At 48.1% G+C, this 16,158-nt stretch carries 14 protein-coding genes; all 14 read left to right on the top strand.

The window, feature by feature from the left end:
• Positions 1-96, top strand: a 96-nt coding sequence (locus F3H20_RS18995) for an EF-Tu C-terminal domain-related protein (protein ID WP_149736428.1), incomplete at its 5' end; no start/stop codon positions are given.
• A 226-nt stretch (positions 97-322) separates the two neighbouring features.
• On the top strand, positions 323-472 hold the full coding sequence (gene rpmG / locus F3H20_RS19000) for a 50S ribosomal protein L33 (RefSeq protein WP_149736429.1): 150 nt from the start codon (positions 323-325) through the stop codon (positions 470-472).
• Between the two features lie 160 nt (positions 473-632).
• Positions 633-851 (top strand): preprotein translocase subunit SecE, encoded by a 219-nt coding sequence (secE, locus tag F3H20_RS19005; protein ID WP_149736430.1) that lies wholly within the window; start codon positions 633-635, stop codon positions 849-851.
• 41 nt (positions 852-892) lie between these two features.
• Complete coding sequence (nusG, locus tag F3H20_RS19010) at positions 893-1,423, top strand: transcription termination/antitermination protein NusG (RefSeq protein WP_149736431.1); 531 nt, start codon at positions 893-895, stop codon at positions 1,421-1,423.
• An 85-nt stretch (positions 1,424-1,508) separates the two neighbouring features.
• Positions 1,509-1,934 (top strand): 50S ribosomal protein L11, encoded by a 426-nt coding sequence (gene rplK / locus F3H20_RS19015; RefSeq protein ID WP_091752381.1) that lies wholly within the window; start codon positions 1,509-1,511, stop codon positions 1,932-1,934.
• Between the two features lie 57 nt (positions 1,935-1,991).
• Positions 1,992-2,696: a 50S ribosomal protein L1 gene (gene rplA / locus F3H20_RS19020; RefSeq protein ID WP_149736432.1), complete on the top strand. Its 705-nt coding sequence runs from the start codon at positions 1,992-1,994 to the stop codon at positions 2,694-2,696.
• A 283-nt stretch (positions 2,697-2,979) separates the two neighbouring features.
• Positions 2,980-3,510: a 50S ribosomal protein L10 gene (gene rplJ, locus F3H20_RS19025; protein WP_149736433.1), complete on the top strand. Its 531-nt coding sequence runs from the start codon at positions 2,980-2,982 to the stop codon at positions 3,508-3,510.
• 89 nt (positions 3,511-3,599) lie between these two features.
• A complete protein-coding gene (gene rplL, locus F3H20_RS19030; protein WP_149736434.1) occupies positions 3,600-3,974 on the top strand; it encodes a 50S ribosomal protein L7/L12 in 375 nt (124 codons plus the stop codon).
• Between the two features lie 431 nt (positions 3,975-4,405).
• Positions 4,406-8,221: a DNA-directed RNA polymerase subunit beta gene (rpoB, locus tag F3H20_RS19035; RefSeq protein WP_149736435.1), complete on the top strand. Its 3,816-nt coding sequence runs from the start codon at positions 4,406-4,408 to the stop codon at positions 8,219-8,221.
• Positions 8,222-8,248: 27 nt separating this feature from the next.
• On the top strand, positions 8,249-12,217 hold the full coding sequence (rpoC, locus tag F3H20_RS19040; protein ID WP_149736436.1) for a DNA-directed RNA polymerase subunit beta': 3,969 nt from the start codon (positions 8,249-8,251) through the stop codon (positions 12,215-12,217).
• A gap of 451 nt (positions 12,218-12,668) precedes the next feature.
• A complete protein-coding gene (locus F3H20_RS19045) occupies positions 12,669-12,914 on the top strand; it encodes a L7Ae/L30e/S12e/Gadd45 family ribosomal protein (protein WP_091752399.1) in 246 nt (81 codons plus the stop codon).
• Between the two features lie 93 nt (positions 12,915-13,007).
• On the top strand, positions 13,008-13,382 hold the full coding sequence (gene rpsL / locus F3H20_RS19050; protein ID WP_091752402.1) for a 30S ribosomal protein S12: 375 nt from the start codon (positions 13,008-13,010) through the stop codon (positions 13,380-13,382).
• 77 nt (positions 13,383-13,459) lie between these two features.
• Positions 13,460-13,930, top strand: a complete 471-nt coding sequence (gene rpsG / locus F3H20_RS19055) for a 30S ribosomal protein S7 (protein WP_091752405.1) — start codon at positions 13,460-13,462, stop codon at positions 13,928-13,930.
• A gap of 43 nt (positions 13,931-13,973) precedes the next feature.
• Positions 13,974-16,052: an elongation factor G gene (gene fusA, locus F3H20_RS19060; protein WP_149736437.1), complete on the top strand. Its 2,079-nt coding sequence runs from the start codon at positions 13,974-13,976 to the stop codon at positions 16,050-16,052.
• Positions 16,053-16,158: the final 106 nt, after the last annotated feature.

A 16,158-nucleotide genomic window follows, 5' to 3' on the forward strand; every position in this document is an offset into this window, starting at 1 on the left:
ATTACTCCGATCGCAATGGAAGAAGGACTGCGCTTCGCGATTCGTGAAGGCGGCCGTACGGTTGGCGCCGGTGTCGTAACTGCTATCGACGCATAGTACATAGCATGTATAGAAGATGTCCATAGTGGTAATATATAGAGCAGGGGGAAACCCCTGTTTTATATATGCCCTTATTAACTGCTTTAGCGCTGGGTTGACGAAGCTAATTTTATGATACATCCGGACATGTGGGCTATTGACAGGCAAGGTTAAGTATGGTAGATTATATTAGTGACATTTTAGAAGTTGCCATATTTACAGGGTAAGAGAGGTGTACGAAATAATGCGTAATGCGGTAACATTGGCCTGTACGGAGTGCAAACAACGTAATTATCAGACCAATAAGAACAAAAAAAATGATCCCGATAGATTGGAATTCAACAAATACTGCAAGTTCTGTAAAAAACAAACGGCTCATAAAGAAACCAAGTAATTTGGTGATCTGCTTTTTGTTTGATAACAGGCGAAAACACGCTCGGCTGCTGGAGTCGCGGTATGTATCGGTTGCGATGTAGTACGTTTTGCCGCCTCCTGCCGTAGAGTTATCGTATGAGACCGGCACGTTAAGGCAGTAGAGATAGGGATGTGAAAACATGGCAGCCCAAGACACGGCGGTTCAGAGTAATGGGTCACGGGGAAGACGATTCTTGCGTGAAGTGAAAGCGGAACTGAAAAAAGTATCGTGGCCAACGAAACAAGAACTGATTTCCTACACGGGAGTCGTTTTTGTCTCTGTTCTTGTTATTGCGATTTTAATTTGGGGAATTGATTTGGTTTATGCCAAACTTCTGAAGATATTTATAAACAAGTAAGCTAAGGGGGTATGGGACGGTAAGTTACGTCCCGTAGGGCGATGGAATCCGAAAAAAATTGGTATGTGATCCATACATATTCCGGCTATGAAAACAAAGTAAAGGCAAACTTGGAACGCAAGGTTCATTCCATGGGGATGGAAAACGAAATTTTCCGGGTGCTGGTGCCGATGGAAGATGAAGTGGAAATCAAAGATGGAAAAAAGAAAGTTGCTAAGAAAAAGGTGTTTCCGGGATATGTTTTGGTGGAAATGATTGTCAATGACCGATCCTGGTATGTTGTTCGCAATACACCGGGTGTGACTGGTTTTGTCGGTTCCGGGACTAAGCCAATCCCGCTTACTGCAGGCGAAGTGAAACATATATTGAAGTCGATGGGGATGGAAGAAGTACGACCCAAACTGGATATTGCTGTTTCTCAGCCAATACGGATTACTTCCGGGGCTTTTGAAAATTGGACAGCCACCGTACTGGAAATTAACCATGACCGTGCGAAGCTGAAAGTGCTGGTCAATATGTTTGGCCGCGAAACCCCGGTTGAATTAGATTTTTCTCAAGTTGAGAAAATATAAGGCTGTCGTTATTGGTGGCTTTATAGGTTTTGGTGGGAGGGTGATGAGCCCGTATACCACATTTTTGTATAAGGAGGTGTGATTGATGGCTAAAAAGGTTGTAAAATTAGTTAAGCTGCAAGTTCCGGCTGGAAAAGCTACTCCGGCACCACCGGTGGGTCCTGCTCTCGGTCAAGCTGGTGTAAATATTATGGCTTTTGTCAAGGAGTTTAACGAAAGAACGGCTGCTCAAGCAGGACTTATTATTCCAATTGAGATTACCGTATTTGAAGATAGATCATTCACTTTTGTAACGAAAACTCCTCCCGCTGCTATATTGTTGAAAAAAGCAGCAGGTATTGAAACCGCTTCGGGCGAACCGAACAAAAAGAAAGTAGCAAAAGTTTCTCGCTCTAAAGTACGTGAGATTGCTGAAACCAAAATGCAGGATTTAAATGCTGCTAATGTGGAATCGGCTATGCGTATGATAGAAGGTACTGCCCGCAGCATGGGCATTGACATCGTTGAGTAATTAGGGATGTCGTGTGGGAGGATAATCCGCTACACCACAAGTAAAGGAGTATGTAACATGCCGAAATTTGGTAAGAAATATACAGAAGCGGCGAAACTCATAGAAGCCAATAAATTCTATGAAGTGGATGAAGCTTTGGAGTTAGTCAAGAAAACGGCTAGCGCCAAGTTCGACGAAACAGTGGAAGTGGCTGTGAAGCTGGGCGTTGACCCTAAACATGCCGACCAACAGGTTCGTGGAGCTGTGGTACTTCCTTTCGGAACTGGTAAAACCAAACGCGTATTGGTGTTTGCTAAGGGCGAAAAGGCGAAAGAAGCCGAAGCTGCCGGTGCTGACCTTGTCGGCGCCGAAGATATGGTAGAAAAAATCCAGGGTGGCTGGACTGATTTCGACGTAGTGGTAGCTACGCCGGACATGATGGGTATGGTAGGGCGCCTTGGTAAAATCCTTGGCCCTAAGGGTTTAATGCCTAACCCGAAAGTGGGTACTGTAACTTTGGATGTGTCCCGGGCAGTTAATGAAATCAAAGCCGGTAAAATTGAATACCGTACGGATAAAGCTGGTAACATCCATGCTCCGATCGGTAAAGTTTCGTTTGACGTTGAAAAACTGTCGCAAAACTTCTCTACCCTGATAGATACATTGAATAAAGTAAAACCTGCTGCGGCAAAAGGTCAGTATATGCGCAGCGTGACACTCTCCACAACCATGGGGCCTGGAGTGAAAGTAAATCCGGTTAAAGCCTCAGGCAGAAAAGAGTAGTTTCCTAATACCCGGCTCTCCGGCTTTGAATTGAATAGTTGTTGATGGCTGTAGACAGCAGGTTTGTAAAGGACTCGTTCCGCCTGCCGAGGCCGGGGATTAGTAATTGGCTTGCCAAGAACGACCTCCGGTGTATACTGCCGGCAGGTCGTTTTCATTTATCTGATCAGAAGGTGCTTTTTCTGATCATGCGTAAGAACGACAGAAGCTTTTGCCGATGTCCGAAAAAAGACATGGTGAGAGTGAAGTCTTTTCTTATATCAGTTAAGGAGGTGGATATATAGTGGCTGTAACTTCAGAAAAGAAAGCCCTGGTTGCTGAGTTGGCAGAAAAGCTGCAAAGTACAAAAGGCGCTGTGTTAACAAACTACCGTGGCTTGAATGTTGCACAGGACACTAACTTGCGTCGCAAATTGCGCGAAGCCGGTGTAGAGTACCGTGTTGTAAAAAACACCATGACTCGCATTGCCGCTAATGAAGTTGGTATTCAAGGGATGGACGCATATTTGGAAGGTCCTACCGCGATTGCAATATCGTCGACCGACCCCGTTGCTCCGGCAAAAGTAATTTCTGATTTCATTAAGGAAAACAAATTGCAGGCCCTGGAAATCAAAGCCGGTTTGGTAGAAGGCAAAGTGATTGACGCCGCAGGCGTTAAAGCGCTGGCCAGCCTGCCGTCCCGCGAAGTGCTTATTGCTCAGGTACTGGCAGGAATGCAATCGCCGATTGTTGGTCTTGTCAATGTACTGCATGGCAATATCCGCAATTTGGTGTATACGCTTGAAGCGGTACGCAAGCAAAAAGAATCGGCATAAGCTGCCACTGGAAAACAGCAATGTTTTCTGCAAAACAACAATAAAAACAACCATGCCGCTGAGCGTGGAATTTATGGAGGTATTGTAACATGACTAAAGAAGAAATTATGCAAGCGATTGAGAGCATGACTGTTCTCGAATTATCCGAATTGGTAAAAGCTCTGGAAGAAAAATTTGGCGTATCCGCAGCTGCTCCTGTAGCTGTAGCTGCTGCTCCGGCTGCTGCTGGCGCTGCTGCCGCTGCTGAAGAACAAACTGAATTCGACGTAATTTTGACTAGCGCTGGCGCTAGCAAAATCAACGTAATCAAAGTAGTTCGCGAAGTAACCGGTCTGGGCCTGAAAGAAGCAAAAGAACTTGTTGACGGCGCACCTAAGTCTGTAAAAGAAAAAATCTCCAAAGCTGACGCAGAAGCTCTCAAGGCTAAACTGACTGAAGCCGGCGCTACTGTTGAAGTTAAGTAATAACTGAACCAAGCATAGCAAAAAGAGTGCCAAGTTCTTTGGATACTCTTTTTGCTTTTTTGTTACATGGTTAAAATTTCTTGACAATATATTTATTCTGTGATAACATTTTTAAATGCGATGCAAAGTTTTTTGGGACTTTAGCAAGTACGATTAGCCAAACGAAGATAATTGGGCCTGCAGTCGGTTCCGGAGAAGGGCTGGCGAAGTTTTCTATAGGGAAGGCAGCAGGCTAATAGTAGATTAGTTGCAGTATGTATAATTTGTCAATTGGCAGGAAATAGTAATATGGTGGGGATGATGGCATCATCTGCGCAAGAAAGAGTAAGGTTTTACCTTTTGAAAGACCTTGCTTGTTTTTTCATATATTGCATTTTCCTGTTAATATATGTTTGGTTTAGTTCAAATTGGACTAAGGGGTGAAGGATTTAATGTTCAATCCTGTTCCGGTAGGCAAGAGAAATAGGTACAGCTATGCTAAAATTAACGAAGTGCTGGACATGCCTAATCTTATCGAAATCCAGAAAAATTCTTACAATTGGTTTCTCAAAGAAGGTCTCCAGGAAATATTCCATGATATTTCACCCATTCAGGATTTCACGGGTAATCTCGTGTTATCCTTTGAAGCGTTTACGCTGGGGGAGCCCAAATATCATGTAGAAGAGTGTAAAGAGCGGGATGTAACCTATTCCGCGCCTTTGCGTGTCAATGTGCGTCTGATTAACCGGGAAACCGGTGAAATCAAAGAGCAGGAAGTCTTTATGGGAGATTTTCCGCTAATGACTGATAACGGCACATTTATTATCAATGGAGCGGAACGGGTTATTGTCAGTCAGCTTGTCCGTTCACCGGGCGCCTATTATGGCGAAACCATTGATACCAGCGGCAAGAAGCTCTATAATGCAACGGTGATTCCGAATCGTGGCGCTTGGCTGGAACTAGAGACTGACGCCAATGATGTCATGTATGTGCGTGTAGACCGTACCAGAAAGCTGCCGGCTACCGTACTCATTCGTGCTCTAGGCTGGGCATCGAATGCGGCTATTGCCGAACTGTTTAACGATGATCCCCGTATCCGGGCTACCCTGGAACGGGATAATACCGATTCGCGTGATTCGGCCCTGGTGGAAATCTATAAGCGTCTGCGTCCCGGCGAACCTCCTACTGTGGAAAACGCTACGCAACTCTTGGAATCTCTTTTCTTCGACTCCAAACGGTATGACCTGGCTACGGTAGGCCGCTATAAGCTGACCAAAAAGTTAGGCTGGCGTCGCCGCCTTATGGGTAAGGTACTACATAAACCGCTGGTAGATCAGGAAACCGGCGAAATCTTAATATTGGATAATACGGTAGTCGACGAAAAAATTCTTGACCGTTTAGTTGAAAGCGGCTTTGGCACTGCCGGCTTGATCGAAGCGTTGATTAAGCCAAAGGATGGCGAAGCTGTTAAAATGATCTGTAATCCGACGCTGGAATATGCGCACCGGACTATCACCAAGGAAGATATTGTGGCTGCCATCAACTATTTGCTTAATTTGATGGATGGCTTTGGCAATACCGATGATATTGACCATTTAGGCAACCGCCGGCTGCGTTCGGTCGGTGAATTGCTGCAAAATCAGTTCCGTATTGGTTTGTCCCGGATGGAACGGGTAGTGAAAGAACGGATGACCATTCAGGACATTGACGTCATTACGCCGCAGGCGCTAATTAATATCCGTCCTGTGGTCGCGGCGATTAAAGAGTTTTTCGGCTCCAGCCAGTTGTCACAGTTTATGGATCAGACCAATCCGCTGGCCGAATTGACTCATAAACGTCGTCTGAGCGCCCTGGGACCCGGTGGTTTGAGCCGGGAGCGGGCAGGTTTTGAAGTTCGTGACGTCCATCACTCTCACTATGGCCGTATGTGTCCAATTGAGACGCCGGAAGGTCCGAACATCGGTTTGATCGGTTCTTTGGCAACCTATGGTCGGATTAATGAATTCGGTTTCATTGAAACACCGTACCGTAAAATTGATAAGGAAAACCGCAAGGTAACCGATGACGTGCGCTACTTAACAGCCGATGAAGAGGACGAAGTGATTTGCGCTCAGGCGAACGAAGAACTGACTCCGGAAGGCTGGTTTAAGGCGCCGCGGGTTATTGTCCGTTATCGCCACGAAAACCTGATGGTTCCCCCGGAACAGGTCGACTATATTGATGTGTCGCCCAAACAGGTCGTATCTATTGCTACCGCCATGATCCCCTTCCTGGAAAACGATGACGCCAACCGGGCCCTGATGGGGGCGAACATGCAGCGTCAGGCTGTTCCTTTGCTTCGGACCCAGGCGCCGTTGGTCGGCACCGGTATGGAGTATAAGGCTGCCTGCGACTCGGGTGTTGTTGTGCTGGCGAAGAATGCCGGCGTAGTGGAAAAAGTAACGGCTGTTGATATTAAAATCCGCACCGATAACGGCGGGTTGGATACTTATAAATTATTGAAATTTATCCGTTCCAATCAGGGAACGTGTGTTAACCAAAAACCGATTGTCTATAAAGGGGAGCGGGTAGTAAAAGGCCAGGTATTGGCCGACGGACCGTCCACTGATAAAGGCGAATTGGCCCTGGGCTATAATGTATTGGTTGCGTTTATGCCCTGGGAAGGTTACAACTACGAAGATGCAATTTTGCTGAGTGAAAAACTCGTTAAGGAAGACGTATTTACCTCTATCCATATTGAGGAATACGAGTGCGACGCCCGGGACACCAAACTGGGACCGGAAGAAATTACCCGGGATATCCCGAACGTCGCCGAAGAAGTGTTGCGTGACCTGGACGATCGCGGCATTATCCGGGTTGGCGCCGAAGTACGGCCTGGTGATATCCTTGTTGGTAAGGTAACCCCCAAAGGCGAAACCGAGCTAACCGCTGAGGAACGCCTGCTGCGAGCCATATTCGGTGAAAAGGCCCGTGAGGTAAGAGATACTTCGCTGAGGGTTCCCCATGGTGAAGCTGGTAAAATTGTCGACGTAAAAGTATTTAGCCGGGAAAATGGCGATGAATTGCCGCCTGGCGTGAATCATCTGGTCCGTGTCTATATTGCTCAGAAGAGAAAAATCTCCGAAGGTGATAAGATGGCTGGCCGTCACGGTAACAAGGGGGTTGTTTCCCGGATTATGCGGGAAGAGGATATGCCTTTCTTGCCAGACGGTACACCGGTACAGATTGTGTTAAATCCTCTGGGCGTACCTTCCCGTATGAATATCGGGCAGGTACTGGAAACCCATCTGGGGATGGCTGCTGCCGCCTTTGGCATGCAGATTAAAGCGAAAGATCCTACGGTGGAGGAACGGCTGCGCAACGTCGGCTATAATGTCGATAAACACGGCCTGCCTAAGCCGGATGTAGCCGGTATTCATATGGCTACGCCGGTATTCGATGGCGCCCGCGAGGAAGAAGTATTTAAAACGCTGGAAGCGGCCGGACTTTCGGCCGACGGGAAAACCGTGCTGTATGACGGTCGTACCGGCCAGGCTTTTGATAACCCGGTAACTGTAGGTTATGTATATATCCTGAAGCTGGCTCACTTGGTTGATGACAAGATCCATGCTCGCTCCACCGGTCCGTACTCGCTGGTTACGCAGCAGCCGCTGGGTGGTAAAGCCCAGTTTGGCGGTCAGCGTTTCGGTGAAATGGAAGTGTGGGCGCTGGAAGCTTATGGTGCGGCGTATACCCTGCAGGAATTGCTCACGGTTAAATCCGATGATGTCGTTGGCCGTGTGAAAACCTATGAGGCCATTGTCAAGGGCGAAAACGTTCCCGAACCGGGCGTGCCGGAATCCTTCAAGGTTCTTATTAAGGAACTGCAAAGTATCGGCCTTGATGTGAAAATTTTGACGGAAGACGCTCAGGAAATTTTAATTCGTGAATCCGATGACGATATTCACGAGACGGCTAAAGAACTCGAACTCAGCCTGGGTGGTGAGGAAGGCAGCCGTTTGGCGCCGACCGAACGCAAACTGGCCGAAGTGGAGCCGGATATGGCTGATGAGTTTGAAGCAAACGATGATGTTGAGCCGTTGGAAGAGGAATTGGATATTATTGCCGAAATCGGCGAGATGGATGCGGAAAAGTTCAGCCTGCCGGCATCCGATTATGACGACGAGCTTGAAGAGCCGAAAAAGGGAGCTGCCAAGAAAGCCAAAGAGCGGGATAAAAAGGTCAATCCCAACGACTACCTGGATGATCTAGATGAGGATTTCGAATAAATAATGTAAGAAGGGAGTGAAAACCCTTTGTTAGATGTTAATAATTTTGACTCCATGCGCATTGGTATTGCTTCACCGGAGCAAATCCGCAAATGGTCGCACGGGGAAGTAAAAAAACCGGAAACTATTAATTACCGTACTCTAAAGCCAGAACGCGAGGGTTTGTTTTGTGAAAAGATTTTTGGGCCTACGCGGGATTGGGAGTGTCACTGCGGTAAATACAAACGGATTCGTTATAAAGGGATCGTCTGTGACCGCTGCGGCGTCGAAGTAACCCGCTCCAAGGTCCGTCGCGACCGGATGGGACATATCGAACTGGCGGCACCGGTGTCTCATATCTGGTACTTCAAGGGAATTCCCAGCCGGATGGGCCTGATTCTGGATATTTCCCCCCGTTCGCTGGAAAAGGTGCTGTATTTTGCTTCGTATATTGTGCTGGACCCGGGCGATACACCGCTGATGAAGCGGCAATTGCTTAACGAAAATGAATATCGTGAATATCGCGATAAATACGGCAGTGCTTTTAAGGTTGGCATGGGTGCCGAAGCGATTAAAAAATTACTGGCCGAGCTGGAGCTGGATAAACTCAGCAAGGATCTGCGCCAGGAACTTAAGGAAGTCAGCGGTCAACGGAAGGTGAGAGCCATCCGCCGGCTGGAAGTAGTGGAAGCGTTTAAAAAATCAGGCAACCATCCTGACTGGATGATTATGGATGTGGTGCCGGTCATTCCGCCCGAACTGCGCCCGATGGTTCAGTTGGACGGCGGACGGTTTGCCACATCTGACTTAAACGACCTGTACCGCCGGGTAATCAACCGGAATAACCGGTTGAAAAGACTGCTTGATTTGGGCGCGCCCGATATCATTGTCCGCAATGAAAAACGGATGCTTCAGGAAGCGGTCGACGCGCTGATTGATAACGGCCGTCGCGGCCGTCCGGTTACCGGTCCCGGTAACCGCCCGTTAAAATCGCTGAGCGATATGCTTAAGGGTAAACAGGGCCGTTTCCGTCAAAATCTCTTAGGTAAGCGTGTTGACTATTCCGGTCGTTCGGTTATTGTTGTCGGTCCGGAACTGAAGCTGCATCAATGCGGTTTGCCGAAGGAAATGGCGTTGGAACTGTTTAAGCCTTTCGTGATGAAGAAGCTCGTCAATGCCGGCCACGCTCATAATATTAAGAGCGCCAAACGCATGGTGGAACGGGTACGTCCGGAGGTATGGGATGTTCTGGAAGAGGTTATTAAAGAACATCCGGTACTTTTAAACCGTGCACCGACTTTGCATCGTCTGGGTATTCAGGCTTTTGAACCGGTACTCTCCGAAGGCCGGGCCATTAAAATACATCCGTTGGTATGTACGGCTTATAATGCCGACTTTGACGGTGACCAGATGGCCGTTCACGTGCCGCTGTCGGCGGAGGCCCAGGCGGAGGCGCGCCTGTTGATGCTCGCCGCCCATAATATTCTGTCGACCAAGGACGGTAAGCCGGTTGCTACGCCGACTCAGGATATGGTTTTGGGTTCTTACTATCTGACCATTGAAAAACCGGGTGATTTAGGGGAAGGCAAATTTGTAATCGATATAAACGAAGCCTTGCTGGCCTATCACCACAAGGAGCTTTCGCTTCATGCTAAAATAAAGATACGCATGATGGTTCACGGCAACATGGAGCGGGTCAACACGACGCTGGGCCGCCTGATTTTCAATGAAGCGTTGCCGGAAGAACTGAGCTATTTCTATCAGCAGGATGGCGAATGGTGTCTGGGTATTATGATGGATAAAAAGCAGCTTGGCAAATTGGTTGCCGATTGCTATCGCCGTTTCGGTAATTCCAAAACTGCCAATGTGCTGGACGGCATTAAAAAGCTGGGTTATTCCTTTGCTTGCCGGGCTGGGGTTACGGTAGCTATCTCTGATATCAAAATTCCTCCTGCCAAAAAAGAAATTCTGGCTGATGCGGAAGCCAAAGTTGATATGATTGATAAACAATATCGTCGCGGTTTGATTACCGACGATGAACGTTATAAAAAGATTATTGATTTGTGGACCAAAGCGACCGAAGATGTCACCAGTGCTATGATGAATAATCTGGATAAATTCAATCCGGTATATATGATGGCCAATTCCGGTGCCCGCGGTAATATTCAGCAGATCCGTCAGCTTGCCGGTATGCGCGGTCTGATGGCTGATCCTTCCGGCCGGATTATCGACTTACCGATCAAGGCCAATTTCCGGGAAGGTCTGACCGTACTTGAGTACTTCATTTCTACTCACGGCGCCCGTAAAGGCTTGGCTGATACGGCGCTCAGAACGGCTGACTCCGGTTATCTGACGCGGCGTCTGGTCGATGTTGCCCAGGACGTTATCGTCCGGGAAGATGACTGCGATGTTGTCGGCATTAATCTGGTACGGGAACGGGCTCGTCTGGCCCAGTCCAGTTCGGGTGCTATTTCTCTCTTGAAAGACACTTTGCTTGGCCGGATTCTGGCTGCCGATGTAACCGATCCGAAAACCGCTGATGTATTGGCACCGCAAGGAACCGTACTGGATGAGGAAAACTTAAAATTGATCGGCGACCATGGTGTGCCGGAAATTATTCTACGGGGCTTGGCGGCGGCCGATGCGGAAGGCTCCGACAATGCGGCGGCAACCGATAGCGTTGCGCTGGGTGAACCGGAAGAAAAAGTGCGTCAGGCATTAAAAGAATCGATGATCCGGGAAATGCTTGGCAAAAATACTGTCGGTGCGATTAAAAACAGCTTAGGCGAAGAACTTGTCCCGGCTGATACTCCCTTTACCGAAGAACATATTGAGGCTATTTTAAGCAGCGATGTGCGGGAGGTTAAAGTTCGCAATAACAGCATTAAAGGTATTGAAGTGGAAGCAATCATGGAAAGCGGCGGTGTGATTGAGCCGTTAAAGGACCGGATTGTCGGACGGAATGCGGCTGAAACCATTGTTAATCCTGAGACTAACGAAGTGATTGTCAACATCAATGATGAAATCACCGAGGAATTGGCTGACAAAGTTGTCGCTGTCCGCAAAAAGGTGTCCATTCGTTCGGTGCTTACCTGCAAATCGCAATATGGCGTATGTATTAAATGCTACGGACGGAATCTGGCTACTGGCCATTCAGTCGATGTCGGCGAAGCCGTAGGGATCATTGCGGCCCAGTCCATCGGTGAACCGGGCACACAGCTTACCATGCGTACCTTCCATACCGGTGGTGTTGCCGGTGACGATATTACACAGGGCCTGCCCCGTGTCGAGGAATTGTTTGAAGCCCGTAAACCCAAGCGGCAGGCAATTATTGCCGAAATTGACGGCAAGGTTGAATTTAAGGATACCAAAGGCGTACGCAAACTGACGGTATATCCGGCTGTTGGGGAAGAACGCGTGTATCAGATTCCTTATGGTGCCCGCATTATCGTGAAAGACGGCGACCAGATTGAAGCAGGTGACCGTATTACCGAAGGCGCGGTCAATCCTCATGATATTTTACGGGTAAGCGGACTCAAAGCGACGCAGCGTTACCTGGTCTATGAAGTGCAAAAGGTATATAAATCACAGGGCGTAGAAATTAACGACAAGCATATTGAAGTCATTGTGCGCCAAATGATGCACAAGGCTAAAGTGGAAGAATCGGGCGACACTGAATTGCTGCCCGGTGAATATATCGATATCAATACGTTTGAAGAGGAAAACGCCAAAGCTATTGAGGCAGGGAACGAACCGGCAGTGGCTAGACCTATTTTGCTGGGTATCACCAAGGCTTCGCTGGCTACCGATTCCTTCTTGTCGGCCGCTTCCTTCCAGGAGACTACCCGTGTCCTGACCGAGGCTGCAATCAAAGGCAAGGTTGATCCGCTATTAGGTCTGAAAGAGAATGTTATTATCGGCAAGCTGGTGCCGGCTGGCACCGGTATGAGCCGTTACCGCAACATCAAGATCAAACGGCAGGAAACTGCCCTTGCTCCGGTTCCTGTTGTGGAGTAGACTGGTCTTCTTTGGAGTTTGCAAAGAAATAGTGCTGCACTTGGCTGTGACAGATGCATTCTGTCATGGCCAAGTGTTTTGTCACATTTTTCCCTGTTTTTTGCTTTCCTGGTCCGCTGAAATTCGACAGATGACAGTCTAGTGCCTCATCCGGCAGAAATCTGCAGCAGATCACCGGCCTTTTTGCCGGCAATCTTCGTTGTCGTCGGCTTACATATATCCGATATGCGCGCCTCCTCCGCCTTGCCTGCCGGCAAAAATTCTCGATGTTATACTGCATCTTCCTACCGGATGAGACACTAGGAACCGTGGGCATAAAAAATGCGGAGAAATCCAGAGAAAATAGTGGTTTTTGCCTATTTTTTTATTGACACTCTAATGTAGAAATGCTACTATATTAAAGTGCCCGTGAGATAGTGTCTTTTGTTTGTGAAAAAAAGGAGTGATCCGGGTGTCTCTGGATGTGTTGAAACAAGCAAAAAAGGTTATTGGTGTTAAGCAAGCGGTAAAGTCGGTGGAAAAGGATAAGGTCAGTCTGGTATATATTGCCGAAGACGCGGACGAACGGGTTGTCAAGCCGCTCCGGGAAGTCTGTCAGCAAAAGAATGTGCCTGTCGAAACCGTTCCGACCATGACCGAGCTCGGCAAAGCCTGTGTGATTGAGGTGGGAGCCGCCGCGGTAGCTGTTTTGCGGTAGGGACAAAATGTTGTTAAACATTTTGCCCTGTGTGTACAACACTGGGTGAAATTTTTTATAATAAAATCCAAATTTGAGGAAGGGGGTGCACTAATGCCTACAATTAGTCAATTAGTACGTAAAAGTAGACAGGAATTGGAAAAGAAATCTACGGCGCCTGCTTTGAAGGAATGTCCCCAAAAGCGTGGTGTTTGCACAAGGGTATACACGACTACTCCGAAAAAACCTAACTCCGCTTTGAGAAAAGTTGCGAGGGTTCGTCTGACCAATGGAATTGAAGTAACCGCTTACATTCCTGGTATTGGACACAATCTGCAGGAACACTCCGTGGTTCTGATCAGAGGCGGCAGGGTAAAAGACTTGCCGGGGGTTCGTTATCACATTGTCCGCGGCGCATTGGATACTGCTGGTGTGCAGAAACGCAACCAAAGCAGATCGAAATACGGCGCAAAACGTGCTAAAAAATAAGACGTAAACAGTCAGATTGATTTAAAATACACATTGGTGATTTAAATCAACTTTTCGCAGAAGGAGGGAAAACGTGAATGCCTAGAAAAGGTCCTGTACCTAAGCGTGATGTGCTGCCGGATCCGGTGTACAATTCCAAAATTGTTACTAAGTTCGTCAACAAGATCATGATGATGGGTAAAAAAGGTGTTGCAGAAAACATCGTTTATGATGCTTTTGAAATAATTCGGTCTAAGACCGGCAAAGATCCGTTAGAGGTTTTTGACACGGCGTTGAAAAACGCTATGCCGGTACTTGAAGTTCGCGCCCGTCGTGTTGGTGGAGCTAACTATCAGGTGCCTGTAGAAGTTCGTCCTGATCGCAGATTGTCGCTGGGAATCCGTTGGTTGGTGAATTACTCCCGGGCCCGCGGTGAAAAAACAATGCGTGAAAGATTGGCGGCTGAATTGATGGATGCTGCTAATAATACGGGCGCAACGATTAAGAAAAAAGAAGATACTCATAAAATGGCGGAAGCCAATAAAGCATTTGCTCATTACCGCTGGTAACCCGGCGGCCTAATGAGGCGACAAACAGTAAGGAGTGGTAATAGTGGCCAGAAAGATTCCTCTTGAGAAAACTCGGAACATTGGCATCATGGCACATATAGACGCCGGCAAAACCACTACGACTGAGCGAATTCTGTTTTATACGGGTAGAGTACACAAAATTGGTGAAGTGCATGATGGTGCTGCGACAATGGACTGGATGGTTCAAGAGCAAGAAAGAGGGATTACAATCACCTCGGCGGCCACTACTTGTCAATGGCTAAATCATCGCATAAACATTATCGACACACCGGGACACGTGGACTTTACAGTTGAGGTAGAACGCTCGCTCAGAGTGCTTGATGGTTCGGTTGCGGTGTTTTGTGCGAAAGGCGGCGTAGAACCGCAGTCTGAAACAGTATGGCGCCAGGCTGACAAATACGGCGTTCCTCGTATGGCTTATGTCAACAAAATGGATACGATCGGTGCGGATTTCTACCGGGTGGTAGATATGATGAAGACGCGCTTGGGTGCAAACCCTGTGCCGATTCAGTTGCCGATCGGCGCTGAAGATACCTTCAAAGGTGTAGTCGACTTGGTAGAATTGAAAGCCATCGTATACACCGATGATTTGGGCAAAGTAAGTGAAGCAACGGAAATTCCTGAAGATATGCACGACGTTGTGGAAGAGTACCGTCAAAAGTTGCTGGATGCGGTTGCTGAAAGCGACGACGCATTGATGGAAAAATACCTGGAAGGCGAAGAGCTTACCCTGGAAGAAATTCAGCAGGGTATCCGCAAAGCAACGATTGATTGTAAGATGACACCGATGCTGTGCGGTTCCTCGTATAAAAACAAAGGGGTTCAGCCTCTGTTGGATGCTGTAGTGGCTTACATGCCGGCACCGACCGACATTGCCGCTATTCGCGGTGTAAACCCCGATACCGGCGAGGAAGACGAACGGGCTGCTGATGACAGCCTGCCCTTCTCGGCGTTGGCCTTCAAAATTATGGCTGACCCCTATGTGGGCAAGCTGGCCTTCTTTAGAGTGTACTCCGGTAACCTGGGCTCAGGTTCCTACGTATTCAACTCAACAAAAGGCAAGAAGGAACGTATCGGACGTATCCTGCAGATGCATGCTAACCACCGCGAAGAGATCGACACGGTATACACCGGCGACATCGCTGCTGCGGTTGGTTTGAAAGACACCACGACAGGCGACACGCTCTGCGATGAGAAAAAGCCGATTATTCTTGAATCCATGGTTTTCCCTGACCCGGTTATTCACATTGCCGTGGAACCGAAAACCAAGGCCGACCAGGATAAGATGGGCGCGGCGCTGGCCCGCCTGGCGGAAGAAGATCCTACCTTCCGGATGCGTACCGATCATGAAACGGGACAAACCATTATTTCCGGTATGGGCGAGCTTCATCTGGAAATTATCGTTGACCGCATGCTGCGTGAGTTCAAGGTCGAATGCAACGTCGGCAAACCGCAGGTTGCTTATCGCGAAACGATTAAGAAACAGGTTAAAGCCGAAGGTAAATTTGTCCGTCAGTCCGGTGGCCGTGGTCAGTATGGTCACTGCTGGCTGGAACTCATTCCGCAGGAACCTGGTACAGGCTTCAGCTTTGAAAGCAAAGTGGTCGGCGGTGCGATTCCGAAGGAATACATCTCCCCGATCGAAGCCGGTGTCAAGGAAGCAATGGAAAGCGGCGTGTTGGCCGGCTATCAGATGGTTGATATCAAAGTTGTCGTTTATGACGGTTCCTACCATGATGTCGACTCCTCGGAAATGGCCTTCAAGATTGCCGGTTCCATGGGCTTTAAAGCGGGTGCTGCCAAAGCAAGCCCTGTTATCCTTGAACCGTATATGAAAGTCGAAGTTATCGTGCCGGAAGAATACATGGGCGACGTTATCGGCGACCTGAACTCCCGTCGCGGACGGATTGAAGGCATGGAAGCCCGTTCCGGTTCCCAATCGATCAAATCGTTTGTACCGCTGGCTGAAATGTTCGGTTATGCAACCGACCTCCGTTCTAAGACACAGGGACGCGGCAACTACTCCATGGAATTTGACCATTACGAAGAAGTTCCGAAGAACATTGCTGAAACGATTATCGCCAAGGTAAAAGGCGCTTAATAAAGAAATCAAGGAGGCAAAGAAAAGAAATGGCAAAGAAGAAGTTTGAAAGAAATAAACCGCACGTAAACATAGGCACGATCGGTCACGTTGACCATGGCAAGAC

This window comes from Propionispora hippei DSM 15287, assembly GCF_900141835.1.
Classification (GTDB): Bacteria; Bacillota; Negativicutes; order Propionisporales; family Propionisporaceae; genus Propionispora; species Propionispora hippei.

What these genes read in the sequence shown, in the direction of transcription:
- secE (WP_149736430.1), top strand. Translation starts at nt 633, where the DNA reads ATGGCAGCCCAAGACACGGCGGTTCAGAGTAATGGGTCACGGGGAAGA.
- rpsL (WP_091752402.1), top strand. Translation starts at nt 13,008, where the DNA reads ATGCCTACAATTAGTCAATTAGTACGTAAAAGTAGACAGGAATTGGAA.
- rpoB (WP_149736435.1), top strand. Translation starts at nt 4,406, where the DNA reads ATGTTCAATCCTGTTCCGGTAGGCAAGAGAAATAGGTACAGCTATGCT.
- rpsG (WP_091752405.1), top strand. Translation starts at nt 13,460, where the DNA reads ATGCCTAGAAAAGGTCCTGTACCTAAGCGTGATGTGCTGCCGGATCCG.
- rplK (WP_091752381.1), top strand. Translation starts at nt 1,509, where the DNA reads ATGGCTAAAAAGGTTGTAAAATTAGTTAAGCTGCAAGTTCCGGCTGGA.
- rplA (WP_149736432.1), top strand. Translation starts at nt 1,992, where the DNA reads ATGCCGAAATTTGGTAAGAAATATACAGAAGCGGCGAAACTCATAGAA.
- rplL (WP_149736434.1), top strand. Translation starts at nt 3,600, where the DNA reads ATGACTAAAGAAGAAATTATGCAAGCGATTGAGAGCATGACTGTTCTC.
- nusG (WP_149736431.1), top strand. Translation starts at nt 893, where the DNA reads ATGGAATCCGAAAAAAATTGGTATGTGATCCATACATATTCCGGCTAT.
- rpmG (WP_149736429.1), top strand. Translation starts at nt 323, where the DNA reads ATGCGTAATGCGGTAACATTGGCCTGTACGGAGTGCAAACAACGTAAT.